Origin of the sequence: Klebsiella sp. 28, from assembly GCF_018223905.1 — a bacterium.
GTDB lineage: Bacteria > Pseudomonadota > Gammaproteobacteria > Enterobacterales > Enterobacteriaceae > Klebsiella > Klebsiella pneumoniae.
The window spans coordinates 1-22396 of the sequence record NZ_JAGRQY010000180.1; the positions used below are offsets into that span (position 1 = coordinate 1).

A 22396-nucleotide genomic window follows, 5' to 3' on the forward strand; every position below is an offset into this window, starting at 1 on the left:
CTATATGACCTATCAGTGGTGGGTGGGCGCCTGTAATGAGCTGACCCAGGATAACCTCGATCCGATCTCCAAAACGCCGGAAACCAAATACTGTGCGGTGAAAGTGGAAGCGATTGCCGACCAGCAATGGGCGGAGCGCTATGCCTGGACGGCCTACAGCGACATGAAAGCGCGACTGAAAGCCGCTGCCGACGTCTGACCTCAGGGAGCGCAGCGCGCTCCCTCTGCCGCTGCCGGTGGGTTACGCCGCCGGCAGCTGTTTCTCCACCAGCCCCACCCACATGGCGACGCCGGGGCCGATCAGCGCATCGTTAAAGTCATAGCTGGCGTTATGCAGCGGCTTCGACGGGGTTTCGCCGTCGGTGCCGATCCAGAAATAGGCCCCCGGACAGGCCTCCAGCATGCAGGCAAAATCTTCGGAGGCCATCGACGGCGCCTGATTCCAGCGCACCGCTTGCGCGCCGAGAGTGGCGACGGCCACCTCGCGCACCTGCTGCGCCTGCAGCGCATGGTTTTTGGTCACCGGATAACCCGGGAACCAGCTAATCTCGCCCTGCACATCGGACACCTGCGGCTGGGTCGCCACATAGCTTTCGATGAGCTCCCGCACGCGGGCGCGAACGCGATTGCTCAGACAGCGGAAGGTACCGCGCAGCACCACGGTGTCCGGCAGGACGTTGATCGCCTCGCCGCCGTTTATCTGGGTGATGCTGACCACCGCGGAATCCTGCGGCGACAAGCGGCGGGAAGGAATGGTCTGCAGCGCCATTATCAGTTGCGCCGCCGCGACGATCGGATCGGCCCCGCTCTCCGGCATCGCCGCATGACAGCTCTTTCCGCGCAGGGTGATCTCGAAGGCGTCCAGCGAGGCCATCATCGCGCCATCGCTGAGCGCCACTTCGCCAAGAGGGATCCCCGGCCAGTTATGCAGCGCGTAGATGGCGTCCATCGGGAAGCGCTCAAACAACCCCTCCTCCACCATTTTGCGCGCACCGCCGAGATTCTCTTCCGCCGGCTGAAAGACAAAGTGGACGGTGCCGCTGAAATGGCGGGACTGCGCCAGATGGGCGGCGGCCGCCAGCAGCATCGCGGTATGGCCATCGTGGCCGCAGGCGTGCATCACCCCGGCGCGGCGTGAACGGTAGCTGACGCTCCCCAGCTCGGTGATCGGCAGGGCGTCCATATCGGCGCGCAGGCCGATAACCGGCCCGGGGCCGTTCTCCAGCGTCGCCACGACGCCGGTGCCGGCCAGCCCGCGATGCACCTGCAGCCCAAACGAGGCCAGCAGCTCCGCAACGCGGCGCGAGGTCTCCTGCTCCTGATATCCGAGCTCAGGCGCGGCGTGAAATTCACGTCGCCAGCCAACGGCTTCGGCGATCAGTGACGGCGATACGGCCATGTATTACTCCTTTCCTGCATAGCGTAATGCTGAATAATCGGTCATGCGTCGCGTTTTCCCCGTCGCTCACCGGCGTCGGGGCGCTACCGCTCCCTCCGTTATATCCTGTCGTTACCACGCTGACAACGTCATGAAATGCGGCGGCGGCGCGGCGTACAGCCCACCTGCCGCCCTGCGGCCCTTTTTTGGTAGTGATTTCAACGGTGACAACGGCCAGTCGATTAATTATTATGCAACTCAGGACGGCAATTTGCCGAAGGATCCACTACTGACCTCTCCGTCATCGGAAATAAAATGTTTAACCCAGACCAGAATCGTCTTGCCCCCACGCTGGCGATGATCATGGCCGCGTCGCTTGTGGGATTTATCACCGGCTATACGGTGCCGTTAATCAGTCTTGAGCTGGCGCAGCAGCAGATCGCGCCGCTGTACGTCGGCCTGCTGGCCGCCCTGCCGCCCGCAGGCATGATGATCTCCTCTTTCCTCTCTCCTGCGCTGTGCCGGCGCGTTGAAATGGGCGTGCTGCTGAGCGGCAGTCTGATCCTGCTGGCGCTGGCGACCATCGCCTCATGCATGACTACCGATATGACGCTGCTTTTGCTGCCGCGCCTGCTGACCGGCCTGGCCTCCGGGGTCATTATCGTACTCGGCGAAAGCTGGATCACCGGCGGCGCGGCGGGCAGCCAGCGCGCTACCCTCACCGGTCTCTACGCCTCGGCCTTTACCGGCTGCCAGCTGGCCGGGCCGCTGCTGATCTCCGTCGGCCCCGCCTGGCAGACATCAGCGCTGATAGCGATTGTCGCGGTCACCGCCGTCTGCCTGCTGATGCTGCGCCATCTGCCCACCGGCACTCGTGAAAGCCTCGGGGAGCGCGCCAGCTGGCGCAGCCTCGGCGCCTTTCTGCCGGTACTGGCCTCCGGGGTCTTCTGCTTCGCCTTCTTTGACGCCAGCATCCTCGCCCTGCTGCCGCTGTACGGCATGGACAAAGGGCTGAATGAAGGGCTGGCGGTGCTGCTGGTCACCGTGGTGCTGACCGGAGATGCGATGTTCCAGACCCCGCTCGGCTGGCTGGCCGACCGGGTCGGGATTCGCCGCGTGCATCTGAGCTGCGCGGTGGTTTTCAGCCTGTCGCTGCTGGCCCTGCCGCTGATGCTCGGCTCGCGCATTCAGCTGATGGCCATTTGTCTGCTGCTGGGCGCCGCGGCGGGCGCACTTTATACCCTGTCGCTGGTGCGGGCGGGGAAAACCTTCAATGGGCAGAAGCTGATTATGATTAATGCCCTGTTCGGCTTTTTCTGGTCCGCCGGCAGTGTGGCCGGGCCGGTAGTCAGCGGCATGCTGATCGGCATCACTGGTTACGATGGCCTGATCGTCACCCTGGTGGCCAGCGGCGTGCTGTTCCTGTTGATTCAGTGTCTGTGCAAAAACGAGAAAACCCTGCTTGCCAGTGAGCAGGAAGATGACATGGACGAGGCGACGGAGTCCGCACGGTAGTCCTCACGGGCTGGCCTGGCGCCAGCCCTTTTTTATGGCCCTCACCGGAGGGTATCCTGTTCTTGCTGGCTCACTGCTGTTAACCATTGCCGGCCCCCAGCCGAGAGGAAATCCCATGGAAAGTAATACATTACATCGTGGCAGATTGATCGATCATATTCTGCTGGTTGTCGAAGACTTTGAGGCAAGCAAAAACTTCTATACCGCCGTACTGTCGGCGCTGGAGATCCCGGTTATCACCACCGCCAATGAATACTTGCTGGCCGACGAACTGGTGGTGGCCTCACGCCACAGCCCGGAGGCTGCCGGGAAACTGACTGGGCGCCACCACCTGGCATTCCAGGCCAGAGATCGTGACATGGTGGACGCTTTTTACCATGCGGCGCTGACCCATGGCGGACGTGATAACGGCGCGCCTGGCGAACGACACTATCATCCTGGTTACTATGCCGCTTTTGTGCTGGATCCGCAGGGGAATAATATTGAGGCGGTGTACCATGGCAAGGCTGAGCGCAGCGCCGGGTCTGTTGCGATCAGCTTCACGCAGTAAGCGGGCGAAAGTCACATTTTCTTACCTGCGCAATTCCCATAATAAATGTGGGTGTTATCATTTCCTTAATGAATAATTCATACCCATAGCTGAGGCGTCGATGCTGGAAAACCTAATCATCTGATAATCAGACTTCCGACCATCACTGGCCGGACTGATTATCACTGCGCTGAAATCGAATGCGGACACTGGCGAGTGTTCGCCTATTTTGCCCATGATGATGACACAGGTTTCCCGGTATGAATGTTTCCCCTCAGGAGCAAGCGACTTTATTCATTCTCGTCCCCTGCGGACAAACGCTCCACATCCACGCGATGGCAGCGAGACCCCTCCCTCGCATAAGAAACGTCACCCCCAGCCAGTTAACCCGGTGCGTTATCCCTCTGCCATGCTCGATCACTCCCTCTGCATGCCGTTGCGTTGCCTTACCCAATGACCGTCGTCAGGCGAATTTTATCTTTCGATTTGTCATTCCGCGGCCAGCCTGTGACGACAGTCGCAAGGGATCCACATCAACCAGGCCCCGATACCAGGGAAACCGTCACCGACCAGGGAGTCTTCGCGTATGAAATTAGCGTTGGGACCGTACATCCGTTTTAGCAGAATCTTGTTATTTCCGCTGGCGATGGTTATCTATGATTTTTCTGCTTATCTGACTACCGATCTCATTCAGCCGGGTATTATCCACATCATCCGGGAATTTGAGGCTGATGTTGCGTTAGCCCCGGCCTCTGTCAGCCTCTATTTAGCCGGGGGGCTGGCATTACAGTGGCTGCTGGGGCCGCTCTCCGACCGCATTGGTCGCCGCCCCGTACTACTGACCGGAGCCATCATCTTTGCTTTGGCCTGCTTCAGCATGATCTTTGTCACGTCGATTGATCAATATCTTATCGCCCGTTTTATCCAGGGAACCAGTATCTGCTTCATTTCGACAGTCGGTTATGTCTCCATCCAGGAGGCTTTTGATGAAAAAGAGTCTATCCGCATTATGGCGGCGCTGACATCCATCGTTTTGCTGGCGCCGGTAATCGGGCCCCTGGCGGGCGCTGGCCTGATGAATTTCCTGCACTGGAAGTTATTGTTTGCGATCATCGGCGCCATGAGCTTGCTGGCCTGGGCGTTACTGATTTTTAACATGCCAGAAACGGTCACCTCTCAGGGCCGGGGGTTTCGTCCGGGAGAGGTATTTTCCGAGTTTGTCCGCGCCTTTAAACAGCCGGTGGTGCTCACGGGCGCGCTGGCGTTGTCATTCAGTAACCTGCCGATAATCACCTGGGTAGCACTCTCTCCGGTGATCCTGATCGATGACGGCGGGATGTCGCGCGGCGCCTATGCCTGGACCCAGGTGCCTGTCTTTGGCGGCGTTATTATTGCCAGCATCATCGTGGCCCGTTTTATCAAGGATCCGACCTCTCCCCGCTTTATCTGGCGCACTATCCCGATACAGCTGACCGGGTTGTTGGTATTACTGGCGGGAAATATTGCATGGCCCCATACCTGGTGGTGGTCCGTTTCAGGAACGAGTCTCTATGCCCTCGGAACAGGCCTGTTGTTCCCCGTATTATTCCGTTTTGCGCTTTTTTCCCACTCCCTGCCGAAAGGGACGGTTTCAGCGACCATCAACATTGTGGCGCTCAGTTTTATGGCGGCCTCGGTGGAAGTAGCGCGCTGGGTTTACTTCCAGGCTGGCGGCAGAATAGCCTTTCACTGCCTGGCGCTGATAGCGGGAATCGTCGTCATCATGCTGATCTCGCGCTTGTTAAAACTCCGTCAACAACATCTCCTTCAGCCAGCCTGAAGGTTTAGGCCTTTTTACCCGCAACAGGAGAACACTATGTTTTCATACATTATGCTGGGAACGAACGATCTGCCACGCGCCATCAAGTTCTATGACCCGTTAATGGCGCTGCTGGGGCACGTCAAAGCCGGCCGTAACGAACAGGGGGCGTCCTGGGGCACCTTCAACGGCAATCACACCTGCGGGCTGTGCGTAGGTGTTCCTTTTGACCAGCAGCCTGCCGGGGTGGGTAATGGAACGATGGTGGCGCTTAACGCCCGCTCCGTCGCACATATTGCGGAGCTGCATGCCCTCGCCCTGTAACTCGGCGGACGTGATGAAGGCGGTCCCGGTCACCGGCCGCAGTATGGCGACGGTTTTCACAGCGCCTACGTCCGCGATCCCGACGGCAATAAGCTGGCGTTTGTTTACTATGCGTCTACAGATTGAATGGCTGCAGCGGAGGTGGCTTTTGCAGGCGGAGATAAGGGAGTCAGGACGGCCAACTTCGCCGTCCTTATTCACCGAGGAATAAAAAAGCCAGCAGCTCAAGCGCTGCGGCTTATCTTCCCGGCAAGTTATCTACCGCAAAGTGATAACGTAATCCGGCGTCGCGCATACAGCGTTTCCGCCGCCAGCTGAAAATCATATTCCATCGCCTTCAGCTTTTTCGTCTTGAGCTGTTTTAGTGGAATACCCTCGATATGCCCTGTCGCGACCAACCACCGGATTTCAGCCGTACTCAGCTTGAGCTGTTTTTTCAGTATTGATAGCGGGCTGATGCGAAATGGCTGACTGACTCTGACGCGCACCGTTATCCGCTGACATGCCATCAACGTAACCGACCATTGCTCGTGAATACGAAAATCAGGTTGCCCCGACGGCTCGGCGCGGTTGCGCTTCAGCGTCGCGAGGTCAGCGGCATAATAGTGAACCATGGCTGCATCGTTCTGCAGCAGGCGCTGAAGCAGTTCACGGTTTATCTTGCTGACGTGCAGCCTGGAAAACAGGGCGATATTCCAGGTGTAATCGCAGTGCGTGCATTTATAGATGCTCCAGATATCCAGCAGCTTCTTTTGCGAATTCACCCGGATGGCGCCGGAAGGTGCGAAGTCGCGTTTTACATTGCAGGCGGGGCAGCGTTTGGCAATGTGCTGATACCCCACGGGCGTGACCGTCCATGTAACTGTCATAACGTACCTTTTTTAACCCATACGAAACCGAGTCCGTCATTAACGGACCATGATTTTTGGCGTATGAAAAATAGTTAATCGCTATTTTTCAGTGGGTTAAAAAAAGATTTCCAACGTTATTTTCCTGGAGAAGTCCTAATCGACACCCTGAGATTAACAAAGGGGTTATCGCGGGATATATGAGCCCAGTCAATGTTTGCGCGGATGATTAAAAGCTTCGTCAATACACCCGGAATGCTCAGCGGGCTGGCATCGCGCCAGCCCGCCCGGTTTACAGCACCTTGCTGAGGAACGCGGCGGTGCGTGGGTTGCTCGGCGCGCTAAAGATCTGCCCCGGCTTGCCCTCTTCCTGAATCACGCCCTGGTCGATGAAGATCACCCGGTCGGCCACTTCGCGGGCAAAGCCCATTTCGTGGGTCACGATTACCATGGTCATCCCCTCGCTGGCGAGGTTTTTCATCACCTCCAGCACGTCGCCCACCAGCTCCGGATCCAGCGCCGAAGTGGGCTCATCGAACAGCATTATCGACGGCTTCATCGCCAGCGCGCGGGCGATGGCTAAGCGCTTCTAACACCTTCAGGCTACAATCACACTACCACACATAGGAAAACCTCTTAGAATGACTCCTGTGAAGCCTGAGCTATGTTAGCTATGCCACTATTCCACCTGATAATCATGCAGGCCTTATAACTCAAGGGCTTAGCAATAGGCCTGTGTCGATGATGTGTAGGAATGCATAAATGTTAAAAGCATTAACACGCCCTTTAATGAGAGTAATACGGCTGTCGGTAGGCTTATTTGTTATGGCTTGTGATTCTCACCCACTTATGCCCACCACCATGAGGTGCTATGTGATGATAAGTATGCTTTTACAAGCTGTCTGTTTTTATTGGTTTTTCTTTCAATGTCATGTTCGGAGAACATAACGGGAGTTAACGGTATAATTCCAGCGCATCAAGCAAGCTCATTTTCTGTTATGCATACCTATCAGCCAGATGAGAACGCATTTATGCGCAAACCAAATCACCCTCAAGTGTACCGATTCATTATCCGATTGGTTACCGTTAAGTTAATTGCATAAATGTGATGAATAATACGATATAGCTCAGATAGGAAGGCCGCATTACTGGCTAGGCTTTTTAATGTATTTGTGCGCATGTGAGTAAATCCTTAATAGCCTCTATAGACGATGATGTAAGTGACCTGGATAATGCATCACATCGGTCACGCAGTGTGTCTAATATCAAATTATTGAGGAAGAATGAAATGGCTTTAACTATCGGTGAACTGGTTAAGTGGACTAAAGACCAGATTTTAAATGTTCAGGATAACGTGGAAAACCGTAAACTTGATTTTGGTAAAGAGGGCTACTTAAAGGGCAAATGGAATGACTCCCTTGGTGATTACTTTGAAGTAATTAAACTGAATGGCGTTGAAATTCTGGTTGACGGCCATCACAGACAGGATGCAATTAAGCGCAAGGCATTAACAGACCTACCTAAGCTCTTTCCCGTACTTCTGCGTGAGGCTGACAGCATTGAGGACATTCGCAACCGTCAAGATGCATTGATGGAAAACAAGCGTGCTCCAACTGCTGGACAGCGCAAAGACATTGCTAGCAAGCGCGTTAAGCTGGGAGAACTGAAAAGCAAACACGCCAAGGCTGTTGGCGTGACTGCGTACAAGCAATTGGGATTCAAAGGAAGCGACCTGTTAATTAAAGGGGCAACCGACTATAGGAAAGAATTGTTTATTTTCGATGAGTGGGACATTGAATACAAAAAATCAATGTTTTCGCAGGGCATATTAGCGGCTGTACTGAAAACCATTCGCATGAACGAGAAGCTTGCACATATCTTTTGGACCAATGTAACTAAAAATGCCAGCGACAAGCATTCCAAAAAGGTCAGAGCAAAGATGATTGCTGGCGGTATGGGCGAAGGCTACAACTCAGCCTGTTTTGAATTGGCAACAGACCGCTTTGAACAGTGGGCTGAAGAAATGGAGAGCAATGAGCAAGCATTCACACCAGCTGAACCAGAGAAAAAAGAAGAATCTGATAATGAGTTTCTTTTGCGACTCACTGGCTTAGGGTTTGGCGACCTGCTTGAAGAAGAGGATGAGAAACGCTTAACCAGCCTGAAAGAGAAAGGCAATGAAAAGGCCGCTACTATTTATGAATTACTAACCGCACCAGAGCCAGCAGAAGGCGATAAAAACGGAAACGTATTGCCTGTGGCAAAAACACGCACGCAGGCCTGTATAGAGCGTTTCAGGGGCATTGTATGAGCACCAAGAAGCCCGTTCAGTGGGTTCTTTCAGGTCAACGGGTTTACCGGTTTTGTTGAGATAGAACCTAGCGGTGTTATGTGGGTTCACTTCTCTTGCCAGAGGATGGCCTATAGCACTATGCAGGGCAAGCTAAAGCAAGTTGTTCATAGTGTTATGGTTCAATTTAATCTTGTGTCTGCATGGCGCAATTAATTTAATGTGGAAGGATTTAATAAATGATTACCATCGGCTTTTATCACATTTTTATTGCCATTTGCGTTTATCTCCTGAATAAGCGAGTTAACGGATTCTGCTCAAAACGAGTAGTAATTGGCTGCATGCTGGTTCCTCTGGCTGGTGTTTATTGCCTGTATCGCATGATTACAGGTTATTGGGCTGGAGTGGCTGAACTTCGTTTCAATCCGGTGAAGTGGGAAAAATGAAAAACATCGCTATTAAATCTCTCTATGTGGCTGGCTGGTTTACTTTGCTGTCGGTGGTCATGTTTTGGGAACCGAGCAGCGACCGTGTGCATTTAATCTTTGCATGGATGTCCAGCGAAACGATGGTTATGGTTGGCTTTGCATGCATCCCTTTAGCCATTATCTCAGCGCTACCTGCTATGTGGTATGGACTCCTTATCACGGTGTCATACAGCATTAAGTTTGTACGGAATAACTCAAAATGAAAAAGGCACTTGTTGCAGCTTTAGCTTGCCTAGCCCTCTCAGGATGCCACTCAGAAGAAAGCAAATATTATGCAGGTGGTGAGTCCTCTGGTGCTAAAGACTATTACACTTTTGACGTGGATAGCAATAAAGCAGTAATGCATAGCCACCTGCACGGGATGTCGCAAATCTACCCCAAAACCAGAGAGGGTTATTGCAGGGTTATTAGTTCAACCTTCAAAGAGAAAACATGCCTCTCATTTGCTAACGAAAATGATGTAATTATGTGGGATGAAATTGCATCAACCGACCTACAATACAAGCATGAGTTTGGTGTTGTGAACTTTAACGACCCAATGGAAACCGTGCACTATTTAAAGGCCAACTAAATAAAATGATTTTATTCATTGCATTCATTATCGCATTGGGGCTTTTCCTCTACAAACTAGATGTAGTGAGAAATCAAGCCAAAGAACTAAAGAAATTGATTGAGGGACAGGAATGAAACTTAAACTTATTGCATTCCTTTCCGTGTCGACTTCTCTGCTTTCAGGATGTTGCACCATGTTTAATCCTGCTGAGCATCCCGTAAAGGTCGACTCACTAGCCCCTGTGAAGTTCAGGGTGGTACGTGAAAGCGATAATGTCACAGTAACTGAGGGAACCACACCAACCACCATCACGGTTAACCAGCGTGAAGCACCCTATCGTGTACAGGCAGTGAATAGCGACGGGAAGTATGTGAACGATGGAGAAATTAAGTCTGTGCACAGCTCTAACTGGGAATGGGGTAATGTATTAACCCTGAACCTCGGGGACATTCCAGACGTAATTACCAAATCTTATCAGGTGCTTCCTGATTCATTCAGACTCACAGACCCCGATACAGTGGCTTATTTCAAAGAACTTAACTAATACGCTGAAGGAAAGAAATGAAACGTTTAATTATTGTGGGGCTTTTGGCTGCACTTAGCGCTAGCGCAATGGCAGACACCAACCTGAATGAAATGGCAGCACTTGAGAATGCGCTTGCTAAGCCCAAGTCAAAGAACTCTGTACCAGACACTCACTGGGTATGCTCACATACAGCTGACAATGGCTTTGTACAACCTGACATCCCTTTAGTGCTCACATACTGGGGAGCTAACAGAGCAGTGATGTTTAGCCCCTCTGGTGACACTGGAGACATTTTCATCTTTGTCACTGAGGACAGCCTTTCACATGGCGTATATGACGTCTCACGACAGGCTGCAATAAGCCTCACCAAAGAAGACGCTAACACAGCGGCTGTGATTTATAAGACAGCACAGGACACCCTGAACTTTGATTGCAAACTGGGTACTGAACAGTAAGGCACAGGTGATGCATGAATAAATTCGCTCCACCCCTCCAGATGAGCAGGGAGGGAATGACAGTAGAAACACGTATCAGCAGATGCAGAGAACGCATCAAAGAGATTGAGCATAAACTTGCTATAGAGCGTCGCTTGTTGTCTCAACTCTTCGCTGAGGAACGCGAGCAAGCCCTGAAGCGTGAAGCTGAGGCCAATCCAGAGAAAGAGTTAACCCACTGGCAAAAAGTGAGACACGAAGAAGGAATGAGAATGCTAAACCAGTTAACGAAACGCTCCATCGAGAATGGAACCTATGAAGCCATAATGAAAGAATGGGGTAAAGAAATGGATGAAGCACGTAAATATGGTGAATATAAAGATGCAATGGATAAAGCTCATTTCTGGTTAGAGAGATTGAAATAGGCCGTATGCTATGTGACTCTGAAGAGAATGAAGGGCTACTTAGGTAGCTCTTTTTATTTGTTAACTAGAGGATGACTTACCTTTTCTTTCAGCGATTCTTTTTGACTCTATTCTTTTATTAGTTTTGATTAGTAATGAATAGTAATGATTATGGGTAGAATTTACCCCAGCCTGGGGAAATTTTTACCCCACCCAAAAACTCCCTGACTTAAACAATGAATATTTATCTCAATACAATGTATCACTGAGGCAAGGTCTAGTTATTAGGTAGGTGCCGCCGGAGCCGACGGTATAGGTTTCCGCAGCCGCCTGTCCGGCAGCCGTCAGCGCGGCTATCATGCAACACGCTTTGAGCAAATTCTTGACCATGAGATCTCCTTTTTATGCATTTATTTTGCATAAAAATACACACACTCACTTTTATATGCAACCGGAAACCTTCCCGCTGGTGAATTATCTTCTCAATGGCCCCGTTTACCGCCGGATTTACCGATAGCCCGATGCAGATCGTTGATTCGTTTCAGGGATTTCACCGTTTTTTGTGGCGTGGTAGAGGCCACCGACAGGACAATCATCTCGAGACAGACCAGCACCGTACCGTGCAGCGGCATCCGGCTACTGTCCCCGCCGCGCGGGACGTCGATCACCACCTGCGCCTCCTGGCTGAAGCGCGAGTCCACCGCCTGGGTCAGCAGGATGGTCGGAATACCCAGCCGCTTCGCCTCGCGCAGGGTGGTCAATCCTTCACGATGGGGAGATTTTTGCCCCATCATGATTAGCACATCGCCGCGCTGCAGGCCGATAAGCTGTTCGGCAAGGCTAAAGCCCGTGCGGTTCATCACGTACGCCGGCAGGCCAATACGGCTGAACAACCGGGCGGTGTATTCGGCGAGGATCCCCGAGGCGCCGATACCGAAGATCCCCACCTGGCGCGCGTCGCTGAGCAATGCCACCGCCTGAGCCACCGCCGCGCGGTTGTCGGCCCGCGACAGGACCTCGCACACCCGCTGATGGCCTTCAAGCACAAAATCAATACTGGAGTTGACGTCGCTGGAGAGCGCGGTAACCGTCGAGCGCATTTTTTCCGCCGAGGTGACCGAGGTGCCGAACCAGCGCTCCATGGTCTGCTTAAGCTCGCGCAGCCCGGCGAAGCCCAGCGCCTGGATGGCACGCACCACCGTGGCGTCGGAGGTCTGGGTCGCGGTGGCGATCTCCATCGCCGTATGCTCCAGCACCACCTCGCGGTTGTCGTTGATATAGCTGACCACCGCCCGCAGCCGGGGGGAGAGCTGGTGCGCCCGGGCGCGATAGCGTTCGCCGAACAGATCGACTTTGCCCTTCTCTTTTTTTACCGCGCTTTTCATTTGGCCTCCGCCGGGATCGGCCTGCCGGCAATATGCGACTGCACCTGGGCCACCATCAGAGACAGCGCGGCGTAGGAGTTGGAGATCACCTCTTCCCGCGGCAGCAAAATATAGTGCCCGGTGCGGCAGGCGCGCATAAAGTCGCACCAGCCGGGCATCACGCCTTCCATCGCCTGCAGCTCATCCTGCGGCTTACCGCCGGTATCCGACCGCCAGGTGGCGAAGACAAAATCAGCGTCCAGCTCCGGCAGCTGTTCCGCGCTGACGTCAATGCGCTGACCATCGGGGATCCGCTCAATCAGCGGCGGAAAGCGGAACCCGGCGTCGCGCAGCACCCGGCCCAGCGCATGATACGAATGATGCACCGTGACCTTGCCGTTGTTCGCCTGGATCACTGAGACGCTGTACTGCGGTGGGTTGACCATCGCTTTCAGTTGTTTAATTTGTTCCTGATAGCGGCGCTCGAGGATCGCCAGCCGCGGCTGGGTGCCGGTCAGCTGCGCCAGCTTGCGGTAAATCTCCGGGGCGCTGCCCTGCAGATGGTCGATGCTCACCGTCGGGGCAATCTTCTCCAGTTGCTCCACTGACACGTGGCGGCTGGGCTCAGTGATGATCAGATCCGGCCTGGCTGCGGCTACCGCTTCCAGATCGATATCGGCGGTGCCAATAAAGCGGATATCGCTGTTGTCGAAATCGACGCCGGTGAGCTGGACGCTGGATCGCAGATAGTGGCTGCCGTCCGGGCGCGTCCGGCCGTGGCTGGCGATCGGCGGCGCCCCGAGCTCAATCAGCGGAATGGTAATATCGAGATCGTGCATCGAAACGATACGCTGCGGATGCAGCGGCACGGTGACGGTGCGGCCTAAATCATCGGTGAAAGTTTGAGTTTGTGGGGCGGCGGCGCTGACGGCCCCCGTCAGCAACAGCAGCAATGAGACGAACCAACGCATACTACCTTCCTGGTTAAAGGGCATCACGGCGACGCCAGAGCAAGACAACGAAGAACGGGCAGCCCACCAGGGCAATGACAATCCCCGCCGGGATCTGCAGCGGGGCAAACGCCAGCCGGCCAAGGGTATCGGTCGCCAGCACCAGCAAGGCGCCAATCAGCGCGCTGCCGCACAGCAGCGATACCTGGCCGCCGCGCAGCACGAAACGCGCCATATGCGGCGCCATCAGGCCCACAAAACCCAGGCTGCCGACGCAGGAGACGCTGGCCGAGGTCAGCAGCACCGGCGCAAAAAAGCGCAGCACCGTCAGCTGCTGCAGACGTACGCCGAGGCCGATGGCGGTCCGGTCGCCCAGCAGCGCCACGTCCGCCGCCCGGGCGGTACAGAACAGGATGATGGCCCCGGGCAGCGCCCAGCAAAAAGCCACCGCCAGCAGCGGCCAGGTGGCGGCCTGCAGGCTGCCCGCCAGCCAGATCATCGCCGTCTGCACGTCGCGTACGTCGGCGGTGGTCATAAAGATGCCGACCGCGGCCGCCAGGCTCCAGGAGACGCCGATGCCAATTAAAATAAAGCGCGGCCGCGAACAGTCGCGGGCCAGCGTCAGGACCAGCAGGGCCACCGCTATGCCGCCGACCATCCCCGCCAGCGGCCGCCAGACCAGGCCTACCGCCGGGAAAAACAGCACCAGCGCCAGGACCACGATGCTGGCCCCCTCTTTGACGCCGATCAGTCCCGGGTCGGCCAGCCCGTTACGGGTGATGCTCTGCATCGCCGCGCCGGCCAGCCCCAGCATGGCCCCGCACAGCAGCGCCATCAGGATCCGCGGCAGGCGGATATCAAATAGAATAAAGCGCGGCTGCTCGCCCATCTCCTGCGGCGCCAGCAGGGCCCGCGCCAGCGTCGACGCGGGCAGCGGATAGCTGCCGCGGCTAAGGCTGTACAGCCCCAGCGCCAGCAGCGTCAGCACTATGCTGGCGGCAATTTTTAACGCCGCCGGGCGCAGCAGCAGCTGGCGGGAGGCGAAAGCCAGCGGCCGAAAACCGGCCCGGTGAACGGCGCGCGTCATTTAAAAAACCTCGCGGCGATAAAGATAAACAACGGCGCGCCCACCAGGGCGGTCATCGCTCCGGTGGCCAGCTCCTGCGGCGCGACCAGCGTCCGGGCGGCGATATCCGCCAGCACCAGCGCCAGCGCTCCCACCGGCGCGGCCAGGGGCAGCGCCAGGCGGATGTCTTCCGTCACCAGATGGCGCACCACGTGCGGCACCACCAGCCCGACGAAGCCGATCGGCCCGACCACCGCCACCGCCGCGCCGCAGAGCAGCGCAATCGCCAGCAGACCCAGCAGCCGCGTCTGGACGAGATTAACGCCAAGGCCCAGCGCCACCTTATCCCCCAGCGCCAGCACGTTGAGGCGTGGGGCAATGAGCAGCGCGACGCCAAGGCCGATCAGCGCCGGGACCAGCGCCGCCCGCAGCGTGCTCCAGTTCAGTCCGGCCAGGTCGCCGGCCAGCCAGGTGCGCATCGCCAGCAGCGTCTGTTCATCGAGAATTAATATCGCCGCCGTCACCGCCGACGCAAACCCTGACAGCGCCACTCCGCACAACGTGATGCGCAGCGGCGTCGCCCCGCCGCGCCCGGCAGAGGCCAGCGCCATCACGCCACCGAACAGCAGCCCCGCGCCGCAGGCGGCGGTCAGCGGGCGCCCGGCGGGGNNCCACCACCGCCAGCGAGGCGCCGGCGTTGAGGCCGAGAATATGCGGCTCGCCAAGCGGGTTACGGATCACCGTCTGCAGCAGCAGCCCGGCGACGCCGAGCGCCGCGCCGGTCAGCAGCGCCGCCGCCAGCCGCACCAGACGCAGATCGATGATAATCCGCTGCTCAAAGTTGCGCGGATCGTACTCCAGCAGCGCTCGCAGCACCGTCTGCGGGGCGATCCAGCGGGCGCCTAAGCCAAGATGCACCAGCGAGGCGGCGATAAGCAGCAGCGTTAGCAGAAGCAGCGCCAGCCGGGGGCGGGGGCGACGCCGCGCGGAAAGCAGGATGGCCACGCTCATTGTGCCGCTGCCTGGCGGGCGCGAAACGGCATAAAGAAGGGTTTGCCGGTTTGCGGGTTAATCGACATCTGCACGTCAACGTCAAACACGCGTTTAATCAGCTCAGGGCTACAGACATCGTTGTCGCTAATCGTGCCGGCGATGCGCCCCTGTTTAAGGAATACCAGCAGATCGGCGTAGTTCACCGCAAAGTTAAGGTCATGGAGCACCGTCACCACCGTGCGGCCATGTTCGCGGGTGAGGGTCTGGAGCAGCTCGAGGATATCGACCTGATAGCGCAGATCGAGCCAGGTGGTCGGCTCATCGAGCAGAATGGTGGCCGTTTGCTGGGCCAGCGCCATGGCGATCCAGCAGCGCTGACGCTGGCCGCCGGAGAGGCTGTCCACCGGCAGATGGGCGAATTCGGCGGTACCGGTTAAGCGCAGCGCCTCCTCTACCGCCAGCTCATCGGCCTCGGACCACTGGCGCATCAGTCCCTGCCACGGGTAGCGCCCGCGCGAGACCAGCTCGAAAACGGTCAATCCTTCCGGGGTCAACGGCGATTGCGGGAGGATGCCCAGCTGGCGCGAGACGGCTTTCGTCGGCATCTGGTGAATGGCTTGCCCGTCCAGACGCACGCAGCCGCCGAGCGGTTTCAGCATTCTGGCGATGGTCGAGAGCAGCGTGGATTTGCCGGATCCGTTCGCCCCGGCCAGCACCGTCATTTTGCCGGTGGGAATGGTCAGGTTGATATCGTCAACGATCAGGGTCTGGCCGTAGCCGGCCGACAGAGCATCCAGTACGATCCCCTGCTCTGCAGGTTTCACCCGCTGTGGCATAACTCGCTCCTGCGCCGCAGCGTTCCAGGCGATAGCTGGACATTCTGCAGTCAAATCAAAATAAATCTCATTCTCTTTTGATCATGACGGGGATGAATGTAGTAGTCAATACTCGCCATCGTCTTCAGACGGTGACGCTGACTACAGCGAGACTGTGCCAACGCAATATAATTAAAATAAAATAATATCAGATAGATAACTACAGAACATTCCCTACTGGAGGTGTTTAAAACGTCCTGTTCCTCGCCGCTGAATTTTTATCTTGCATAACGTTTACTACTACATCCCTTCATGATTGAATGATTCTCAATTACACATCTGAAGGCGCATTCAGACGCTAAACAGAGTGCTTTTATTATTCAGGGCAATGATTTTATTGGCTTAATCTGACCGCAAAGGCAGATTCGTTCACGAGAAACAGATAATGACTCAACCCCATGTCGCCTGCAGGACGTTGCCAGGGCGCGCGCTTTTTTCGCTTCTTTTTTTAGCCTCACCGGGATTAATGGCCGCCGACAATCGCGCGGCGAAAAGTACTAACGACGCGGAAGAGACCATCACCGTAGTGGCCGACGGCGCGCAGCAGAGCGCCACAAGCGGCTATCAGCCGCTCAGCTCCGCCACCGCGACGCTAACCTCGATGCCGCTGCTGGATATTCCCCAGGTGGTCAATACCGTCAGCGATCGGGTTCTCGAAGATCAGCACGCCACCTCACTCGATGAGGCGCTGTATAACGTCGCTAACGTGGTGCAGACCAACACCCTCGGCGGTACCCAGGACGCCTTTACCCGCCGCGGCTTCGGCGCCAACCGCGACGGCTCGATCATGACCAACGGCCTGCGCACCGTGCTGCCGCGCAGCTTTAACGCCGCCACCGAACGGGTGGAAGTCCTGAAGGGGCCCGCCTCGACGCTGTACGGTATCCTCGACCCCGGCGGGTTGATCAACGTCATCACTAAACGGCCGGAGCGGCAGTTCTCCGGTTCGGTTTCCGGGACCTCCACCAGCTTTGGCGGCGGCACCGGCAGCGTCGACATCACCGGCCCCATCGAAGGCACGAATCTGGCGTACCGACTGATTGGGGAATATCAGAATGAGGATTACTGGCGCAATTTCGGTAAAAACAAAAGCAGCTTTATCGCCCCTTCCCTGACCTGGTTTGGCGAGCGGGCAACGGTGACCGCGTCCTATTCGCACCGCGACTACAGCGCCCCCTTTGATCGCGGCACTATCTTCGATCTGAATACCGGCCATGCGGTGAACGTCGATCGCAAAATCCGCTTCGATGAAGCGTTTAATATTACCGATGGCTATTCCGATCTCGCTCAGCTCAACGCCGAGTATCGCCTTAACGACGCCTGGACCGCGCGCTTCGATTACAGCTACAGCCAGGATCACTATAACGATAACCAGGCGCGGGTGATGGCCTATGATTCGGCGACCGGCAACCTCACCCGCCGGGTCGATGGTACCCACGGTTCAACGCAGAAGATGCACTCCACCCGCGCCGACCTGCAGGGCAACGTGGTAGTGGGCGGCTTTTATAACGAGCTGCTGACCGGCGTCGCCTATGAGAATTACGATCTGCTGCGCACCGATATGCTGCGCTGTAAGAACGTTAAAGGCTTTAACATCTATCATCCGGTCTACGGCACTCTCGACACCTGTAATACCGTCTCCGCCTCCGACAGCGACCAGCGGATCCAGCAGGAGAGCTATGCCGCATACGTGCAGAACGCGCTGTACCTGACCGACAACTGGATCGCCGTCGCCGGCGTGCGCTACCAGTACTACACCCAGTACGCCGGTAAAGGCCGACCGTTTAACGTCAATACCGACAGCCGCGATGAGAAATGGACGCCGAAAGCCGGCCTGGTCTACAAGGTCACGCCGAACGTCTCTCTGTTCGCCAACGTCGCCCAGTCGTTTATGCCGCAGTCGTCGATCGCCAGCTATATCGGCGAGCTGCCGCCGGAAGAGTCCACCTCTTACGAAGTGGGCGCCAAATTTGACCTGTTAAACGGCATTACCGCCAATATCGCGCTGTTTGATATTCACAAGCGTAACGTGCTGTACACCGAGAGCATTGGCGATGAGACGGTGGCCAAAACGGCGGGCAAAGTGCGTTCCCAGGGCGTGGAAGTGGATCTGGCGGGGTCCATCACCGATAACCTCAGCGTGATCGCCAGCTACGGCTACACCGACGCCAAAGTGCTGGAAGATCCGGATTACGCCGGGAAACCGCTGCCAAACGTACCGAAACATACCGGTTCGCTGTTCCTGACCTATGACATTCATAACGTTTATAACAGCAATACCCTGACCGTCGGCGGCGGCGGCCATGCGGTCAGCAAGCGTTCCGGCACCAACGGCGCGGATTATTATCTGCAGGGCTATGCGGTGGCGGATGTGTTTGCCGCCTATAAGATGAAGCTGCAGTATCCGGTGACACTGCAGGTGAATGTGAAGAACCTGTTTGATAAGACCTATTACACTTCCTCGATCGGCACCAATAACCTTGGCAACCAGATTGGCGACCCGCGCGAAGTGCAGTTCACGGTGAAGATGGATTTTTAAGCCGGACCATGGCGTCGCGCCGGACATTCATTGCCGGACGGCGCTGCGCTTGCGCCGGCCTACATTTCCATGACATTTGTCGCAGCTCGTAGGCCCGGTAAGGCGCAGCCGCCACCGGGCAAAAACAAGCGCCTGGCGCCGGATGCCCATTGCCGGGCGGCGCTGCGCTTGCGCCGGCCTACGTTTCCGTGACATTTGTCGCAGTTCGTAGGCCCGGTAAAGCGCAGCCGCCACCGGGCAAAAACAGGCGCCTGGCGCCGGATGCCCATTGCCGGGCGGCGCTGCGCTTGCACCGGCCTACCTTTCCGTGACATTTGTCGCAGTTCGTAGGCCCGGTAAGGCGCAGCCGCCACCGGGCAAAAACAGGCGCCTGGCACCGGATGCCCATTGCCGGGCGGCGCTGCGCTTGCACCGGCCTACCTTTCCGTGACATTTGTCGCAGCTCGTAGGCCCGGTAAGGCGCAGCCGCCACCGGGCAAAAACAGGCGCCTGGCACCGGATGCCCATTGCCGGGCGGCGCTGCGCTTGCGCCGGCCTACGTTTCCGTGACATTGGTCGCAGCGCCACCGGGGAATGCGTTCAGCTTACCAGTCCGCCTCCTGGCCGAGGATGCGCAATATATCCTGACGATGCTGCAGCAGCTGCGGGTTATCGCGATGACGGGGAAAAGCCAGCGGCAGCGCAAACTCGGCGATAATCCGCCCTGGACGCGGCGACATCACCAGCACCCGCTCGCACAGCAGCAGCGCCTCTTCGATATCGTGGGTCACCAGCAGGCTGGTATACCCCTGCTGCTGCCAGAGGGCGATCAGCTCCCGCTGCATACTGATGCGGGTCAGCGAATCGAGTTTGCCCAACGGCTCGTCGAGCAGCAGCAGACGCGGTTCGTTCAACAAGGCGCGCGCCAGCGCCGCACGCTGCGCCATCCCCCCGGACAGCTGCCGCGGCCACGCCTCGCTGAAGGCCTGCAGCCCGATGCGGTCAATCAGCGCGTCTGCCTTCGCCTCCAGCCCCTTTTTGCCCTGCGCCTGCGGGCCCAGCAGCACGTTCTGCCGCACCGTCAGCCACGGATAGAGCGTCGGATCCTGAAACACCAGAATTCGCTCCGGCCCCGGGGCGCCGAGTGCCGCGCCGTCGATCTGCATCTGTCCGCTCTGCGGCGCTTCCAGCCCCGCCAGCAGCCGCAGCAGGGTTGATTTACCGCAGCCGGAAGGGCCCAGCAGCGCCACGCTTTCCCCCGGGCGCAGCTGCAGGCTGATATTCTCCAGCACCGGTACCATCTGTTTGCCAAGCGTAAACGCATGATGAAGATGGCTGATGGATACCGCCGCGCCGCGCGCTATCGTCTCGGTTACCATTGCATCCCTCCTCGCTGCCAGCTCAGCAGCCGGTCACGCAGCATAAATAATCCGCTTATCAGGCCGGAACATAACAAGGCCATCACCAGCAGCGCGGCATACATATTAGGATAGGCCGCCCAGCCCTGGGCCCACTGGAGGTAAAAGCCGATCCCCGACTTCACCCCGACCATTTCGGCGACAATCAGCACCGAAAACGACGCGCCGAGCCCCATAAACAGGCCGACAAAGACGTTCGGCAACGCGGCGGGGATCGCCACCCGCAGGATCAGGAAACGCTGGCTGGCGCCGAGGGTCCGCGCCACGTCGTACCACGCCTTATCAATGCCCATCACTCCGGACCAGGTCAGCACCGTGACCGGGAACCAGGTGCTCAGCGCGATCAAAAACACGCTGGCGCCGAAGCTCGAGGGAAAAATAAACAGGCACAGCGGCAGCAGCGCGGTGGACGGCACCGGCCCCAGCAGACGTAACACCGGATGCACCCAGTAGCCAATCCGTTGCGACCAGCCGATGGCCAGACCGGTGATGAACCCGCTGCTGGTACCCAGCAGCACACCAAGCCCCAGCAGCCCCAGGGAGTGCAGCAGGCTGTCGAGCAGGCGCGGCCAGTCGTCGTGCAGCACCTCGATCAGCGCCTGCGGCGGCGCGAAGTATGGTACCGGCAGCACGGCAGTTTTGGCGGTCAGCCCTTCCCAGACAGCAAACAGCACCGGCAGCAGCGCCAGCCACTTGCCGGCATGCAGCACACGCGCGCCGCGCGCCCGCCAGTAGCGATAGCTCAGCGCCAGCAGCAACAAGCCGCCGCCGAGGGTGAATTGCGCCAGCGCCCAGCCTTCGCTAAACGGCCAGCGCCGCCCGGCGTCGGGCCAGGTCAGAGTAAACAGACCACCCAGCAGCCACAGCGTGGCGGCCAGCAGCCCTTCTCCCCACAGCGGCGCGCGGCCGGTGGGGCGCGCCAGAGCCTGCTCAGGCGAATACGTTGGCATAGATACTCTCCGCGAACTGATGGGGATCGGTACCCGGCTTGATCACCTGCACCCGCTGCAGGTCGACCGCATACTGCGTCAGCTCTTTCACGAACGCTTCGCCCACCGCGTGATGGCCGTGGCCCTGCCCGTGGAGGATGCCGCTCACCTCCGCTTCACTGGTATTCAGGGCATGGGCGAGGAAGGATTGCGCCACGCTTTCCGGATGCGCAGCGGCATAGCTGTGCGCCTCAAGGATCGCCTGGGTGAGCGCCGCGGCGGCCGGTTTATGGTCCCGCGCCAGGCTCCCGCTCACCCCCAGCACGCAGCAGCTGAGGTTGGCATAATCCCCGGTCATATTGCTGGCGATCAGCTGATACTTGCCGGTCTCCAGCAGACGATAGCTGAACGGCTCGCTGCCGCTGATGGCGGCGATTTCGCGCTTGTCCAGCGCCACGCTGAGCAGATCCGCCGGGTAGACTTTCCACTGCACGTCGCTGATCGGGTCGATACCGTGGCGCTTAAGCAGAATGGCGAAGAAGTTTTTATCTGGTCCGGCCATGTCGGTGACGCCGATGGTTTGCCCCTTCAGGCTCTCGAGGCCGCCGAACGGCGAGTCTTTAGCCGTCAGCAGGTTCAGACAGCCGCCGTGGGTCCCGGCGGTGAGCTTGACGTCAAAGCCCTGCTCCAGCGCCTTCAGCCAGCGTAGCGCCATCCCCACCCCGGCGTCGGCCTTACCGGTGGCGATCGCCTCCAGCAGCACATCGGTGGAGTTGCCGAAGTTAACAAACTCAACGTCGAGGTTGTATTTACTGAATATCTTCTGCTGCTCGGCGACGGCGACCGGCGCGAGGCATACCGCGCTTTTGTTGATCGCCAGCTTGATCTTGTAGGGCTCTGGCAGGCGCAGCGCCGGATGGGCATCGCCGCCGGCCATGTCCGCCATATCATGAGCCCACAGCGGCAGAGAGACCCCGGCCAGCGCCAGGCCGCCGCTGAGCTGTAAAAAACGGCGGCGGGAAAAAGGGGTTCTGGTCATGGCGTCACCTCGGCGGCGGGCACGCTAAAACGGCGGTCAAAGGTCGGCTTCACGTCCAGCCGGGTGCGGATCAGGCCGTTGGCGAGATAAAAGTCCGCCGTTGCCTGCTGTTGGGCCACTGTTTCCTCGGCCAGCGGCTGCCACTGCGACTGGCGGT

20 protein-coding genes and 6 pseudogenes are annotated in these 22396 nt (G+C 57.6%); 13 read left to right on the top strand and 13 right to left on the bottom strand.

The window, feature by feature from the left end:
* Window positions 1–199: hypothetical protein (locus KHQ28_RS24570; protein WP_142673262.1), on the top strand; the 199-nt coding region annotated here is incomplete at its 5' end.
* A 42-nt stretch (window positions 200–241) separates the two neighbouring features.
* Here the strand turns inward: KHQ28_RS24570 and KHQ28_RS24575 are convergent.
* The gene (locus KHQ28_RS24575) at window positions 242–1399 is read right to left on the bottom strand and encodes a M20 aminoacylase family protein (RefSeq protein WP_004175721.1); all 1158 of its coding nucleotides are present in this window, start codon (window positions 1397–1399) and stop codon (window positions 242–244) included.
* Between the two features lie 294 nt (window positions 1400–1693).
* On the opposite strand from KHQ28_RS24575, the gene KHQ28_RS24580 reads away from it, so the two are divergent.
* The 4 genes and pseudogenes from KHQ28_RS24580 to KHQ28_RS24595 all read left to right on the top strand — a co-directional run bounded on the left by KHQ28_RS24580 (window position 1694) and on the right by KHQ28_RS24595 (window position 5670).
* Window positions 1694–2893 carry an MFS transporter gene (locus KHQ28_RS24580; RefSeq protein ID WP_004148650.1) on the top strand — a complete coding sequence of 400 codons (1200 nt, stop codon included), beginning with the start codon at window positions 1694–1696 and terminating at the stop codon, window positions 2891–2893.
* Window positions 2894–3008: 115 nt separating this feature from the next.
* Window positions 3009–3443 carry a VOC family protein gene (locus KHQ28_RS24585; protein ID WP_004175720.1) on the top strand — a complete coding sequence of 145 codons (435 nt, stop codon included), beginning with the start codon at window positions 3009–3011 and terminating at the stop codon, window positions 3441–3443.
* Window positions 3444–4008: 565 nt separating this feature from the next.
* On the top strand, window positions 4009–5241 hold the full coding sequence (locus KHQ28_RS24590; protein WP_032418858.1) for a multidrug efflux MFS transporter MdtM: 1233 nt from the start codon (window positions 4009–4011) through the stop codon (window positions 5239–5241).
* 36 nt (window positions 5242–5277) lie between these two features.
* Window positions 5278–5670, top strand: a pseudogene (locus KHQ28_RS24595) (VOC family protein).
* A gap of 128 nt (window positions 5671–5798) precedes the next feature.
* Here KHQ28_RS24595 and KHQ28_RS24600 read toward each other — a convergent pair.
* Both KHQ28_RS24600 and KHQ28_RS24605 read right to left on the bottom strand, forming a co-directional pair.
* Window positions 5799–6386 carry a DUF1062 domain-containing protein gene (locus KHQ28_RS24600; protein ID WP_072198293.1) on the bottom strand — a complete coding sequence of 196 codons (588 nt, stop codon included), beginning with the start codon at window positions 6384–6386 and terminating at the stop codon, window positions 5799–5801.
* A 298-nt stretch (window positions 6387–6684) separates the two neighbouring features.
* Window positions 6685–6981 (bottom strand): annotated as a pseudogene (locus tag KHQ28_RS24605) (AAA family ATPase); the annotation flags it as partial.
* Between the two features lie 699 nt (window positions 6982–7680).
* On the opposite strand from KHQ28_RS24605, the gene KHQ28_RS24610 reads away from it, so the two are divergent.
* The 7 genes from KHQ28_RS24610 to KHQ28_RS24640 all read left to right on the top strand — a co-directional run bounded on the left by KHQ28_RS24610 (window position 7681) and on the right by KHQ28_RS24640 (window position 11108).
* Window positions 7681–8703 carry a hypothetical protein gene (locus KHQ28_RS24610; RefSeq protein WP_032418856.1) on the top strand — a complete coding sequence of 341 codons (1023 nt, stop codon included), beginning with the start codon at window positions 7681–7683 and terminating at the stop codon, window positions 8701–8703.
* A 218-nt stretch (window positions 8704–8921) separates the two neighbouring features.
* Window positions 8922–9128 (top strand): hypothetical protein, encoded by a 207-nt coding sequence (locus KHQ28_RS24615; RefSeq protein WP_019705840.1) that lies wholly within the window; start codon window positions 8922–8924, stop codon window positions 9126–9128.
* A complete protein-coding gene (locus KHQ28_RS24620; protein WP_032418855.1) occupies window positions 9125–9373 on the top strand; it encodes a hypothetical protein in 249 nt (82 codons plus the stop codon). The genes KHQ28_RS24615 and KHQ28_RS24620 overlap by 4 nt, the downstream gene beginning before the upstream one ends.
* Window positions 9370–9741, top strand: a complete 372-nt coding sequence (locus KHQ28_RS24625) for a hypothetical protein (RefSeq protein ID WP_032418854.1) — start codon at window positions 9370–9372, stop codon at window positions 9739–9741. Before KHQ28_RS24620 ends, KHQ28_RS24625 begins: the two co-directional genes overlap by 4 nt.
* 112 nt (window positions 9742–9853) lie before the next feature.
* Window positions 9854–10267, top strand: a complete 414-nt coding sequence (locus tag KHQ28_RS24630) for a hypothetical protein (protein ID WP_123836176.1) — start codon at window positions 9854–9856, stop codon at window positions 10265–10267.
* A 17-nt stretch (window positions 10268–10284) separates the two neighbouring features.
* Complete coding sequence (locus tag KHQ28_RS24635; protein WP_019705835.1) at window positions 10285–10704, top strand: hypothetical protein; 420 nt, start codon at window positions 10285–10287, stop codon at window positions 10702–10704.
* A 14-nt stretch (window positions 10705–10718) separates the two neighbouring features.
* Window positions 10719–11108, top strand: a complete 390-nt coding sequence (locus tag KHQ28_RS24640; RefSeq protein ID WP_046653928.1) for a hypothetical protein — start codon at window positions 10719–10721, stop codon at window positions 11106–11108.
* Between the two features lie 267 nt (window positions 11109–11375).
* On the opposite strand, the pseudogene KHQ28_RS24645 reads toward KHQ28_RS24640, so the two are convergent.
* The 6 genes and pseudogenes from KHQ28_RS24645 to KHQ28_RS24670 all read right to left on the bottom strand — a co-directional run.
* Window positions 11376–11477, bottom strand: a pseudogene (locus KHQ28_RS24645) (basic amino acid ABC transporter substrate-binding protein); the annotation flags it as partial.
* A gap of 92 nt (window positions 11478–11569) precedes the next feature.
* Window positions 11570–12503 (bottom strand): annotated as a pseudogene (locus KHQ28_RS24650) (MurR/RpiR family transcriptional regulator).
* Window positions 12469–13446, bottom strand: coding sequence for an ABC transporter substrate-binding protein (locus tag KHQ28_RS24655; protein WP_072198292.1), 978 nt, complete (start codon window positions 13444–13446; stop codon window positions 12469–12471). Before KHQ28_RS24655 ends, KHQ28_RS24650 begins: the two are co-directional and overlap by 35 nt.
* On the bottom strand, window positions 13436–14488 hold the full coding sequence (locus KHQ28_RS24660; RefSeq protein ID WP_004148676.1) for an iron ABC transporter permease: 1053 nt from the start codon (window positions 14486–14488) through the stop codon (window positions 13436–13438). Before KHQ28_RS24660 ends, KHQ28_RS24655 begins: the two co-directional genes overlap by 11 nt.
* Window positions 14485–15478 (bottom strand): annotated as a pseudogene (locus tag KHQ28_RS24665) (FecCD family ABC transporter permease). The gene KHQ28_RS24660 and the pseudogene KHQ28_RS24665 overlap by 4 nt, the downstream one beginning before the upstream one ends.
* Window positions 15475–16296, bottom strand: a complete 822-nt coding sequence (locus KHQ28_RS24670) for an ABC transporter ATP-binding protein (RefSeq protein ID WP_002908416.1) — start codon at window positions 16294–16296, stop codon at window positions 15475–15477. The pseudogene KHQ28_RS24665 and the gene KHQ28_RS24670 overlap by 4 nt, the downstream one beginning before the upstream one ends.
* A 505-nt stretch (window positions 16297–16801) precedes the next feature.
* Here KHQ28_RS24670 and KHQ28_RS24675 point away from each other — a divergent pair.
* Window positions 16802–18874: a TonB-dependent siderophore receptor gene (locus KHQ28_RS24675; RefSeq protein WP_004180325.1), complete on the top strand. Its 2073-nt coding sequence runs from the start codon at window positions 16802–16804 to the stop codon at window positions 18872–18874.
* Window positions 18875–19458: 584 nt separating this feature from the next.
* Here KHQ28_RS24675 and KHQ28_RS24680 read toward each other — a convergent pair.
* From KHQ28_RS24680 to KHQ28_RS24695, 4 genes and pseudogenes are all read right to left on the bottom strand, one after another.
* Window positions 19459–20232, bottom strand: coding sequence for an ABC transporter ATP-binding protein (locus KHQ28_RS24680; protein WP_032418849.1), 774 nt, complete (start codon window positions 20230–20232; stop codon window positions 19459–19461).
* On the bottom strand, window positions 20226–21221 hold the full coding sequence (locus KHQ28_RS24685) for an ABC transporter permease (RefSeq protein WP_032418848.1): 996 nt from the start codon (window positions 21219–21221) through the stop codon (window positions 20226–20228). Before KHQ28_RS24685 ends, KHQ28_RS24680 begins: the two co-directional genes overlap by 7 nt.
* On the bottom strand, window positions 21202–22239 hold the full coding sequence (locus KHQ28_RS24690; RefSeq protein WP_004215165.1) for an ABC transporter substrate-binding protein: 1038 nt from the start codon (window positions 22237–22239) through the stop codon (window positions 21202–21204). The genes KHQ28_RS24685 and KHQ28_RS24690 overlap by 20 nt, the downstream gene beginning before the upstream one ends.
* Window positions 22236–22396, bottom strand: a pseudogene (locus KHQ28_RS24695) (aliphatic sulfonates ABC transporter substrate-binding protein); the annotation flags it as partial. The gene KHQ28_RS24690 and the pseudogene KHQ28_RS24695, both read right to left, overlap by 4 nt.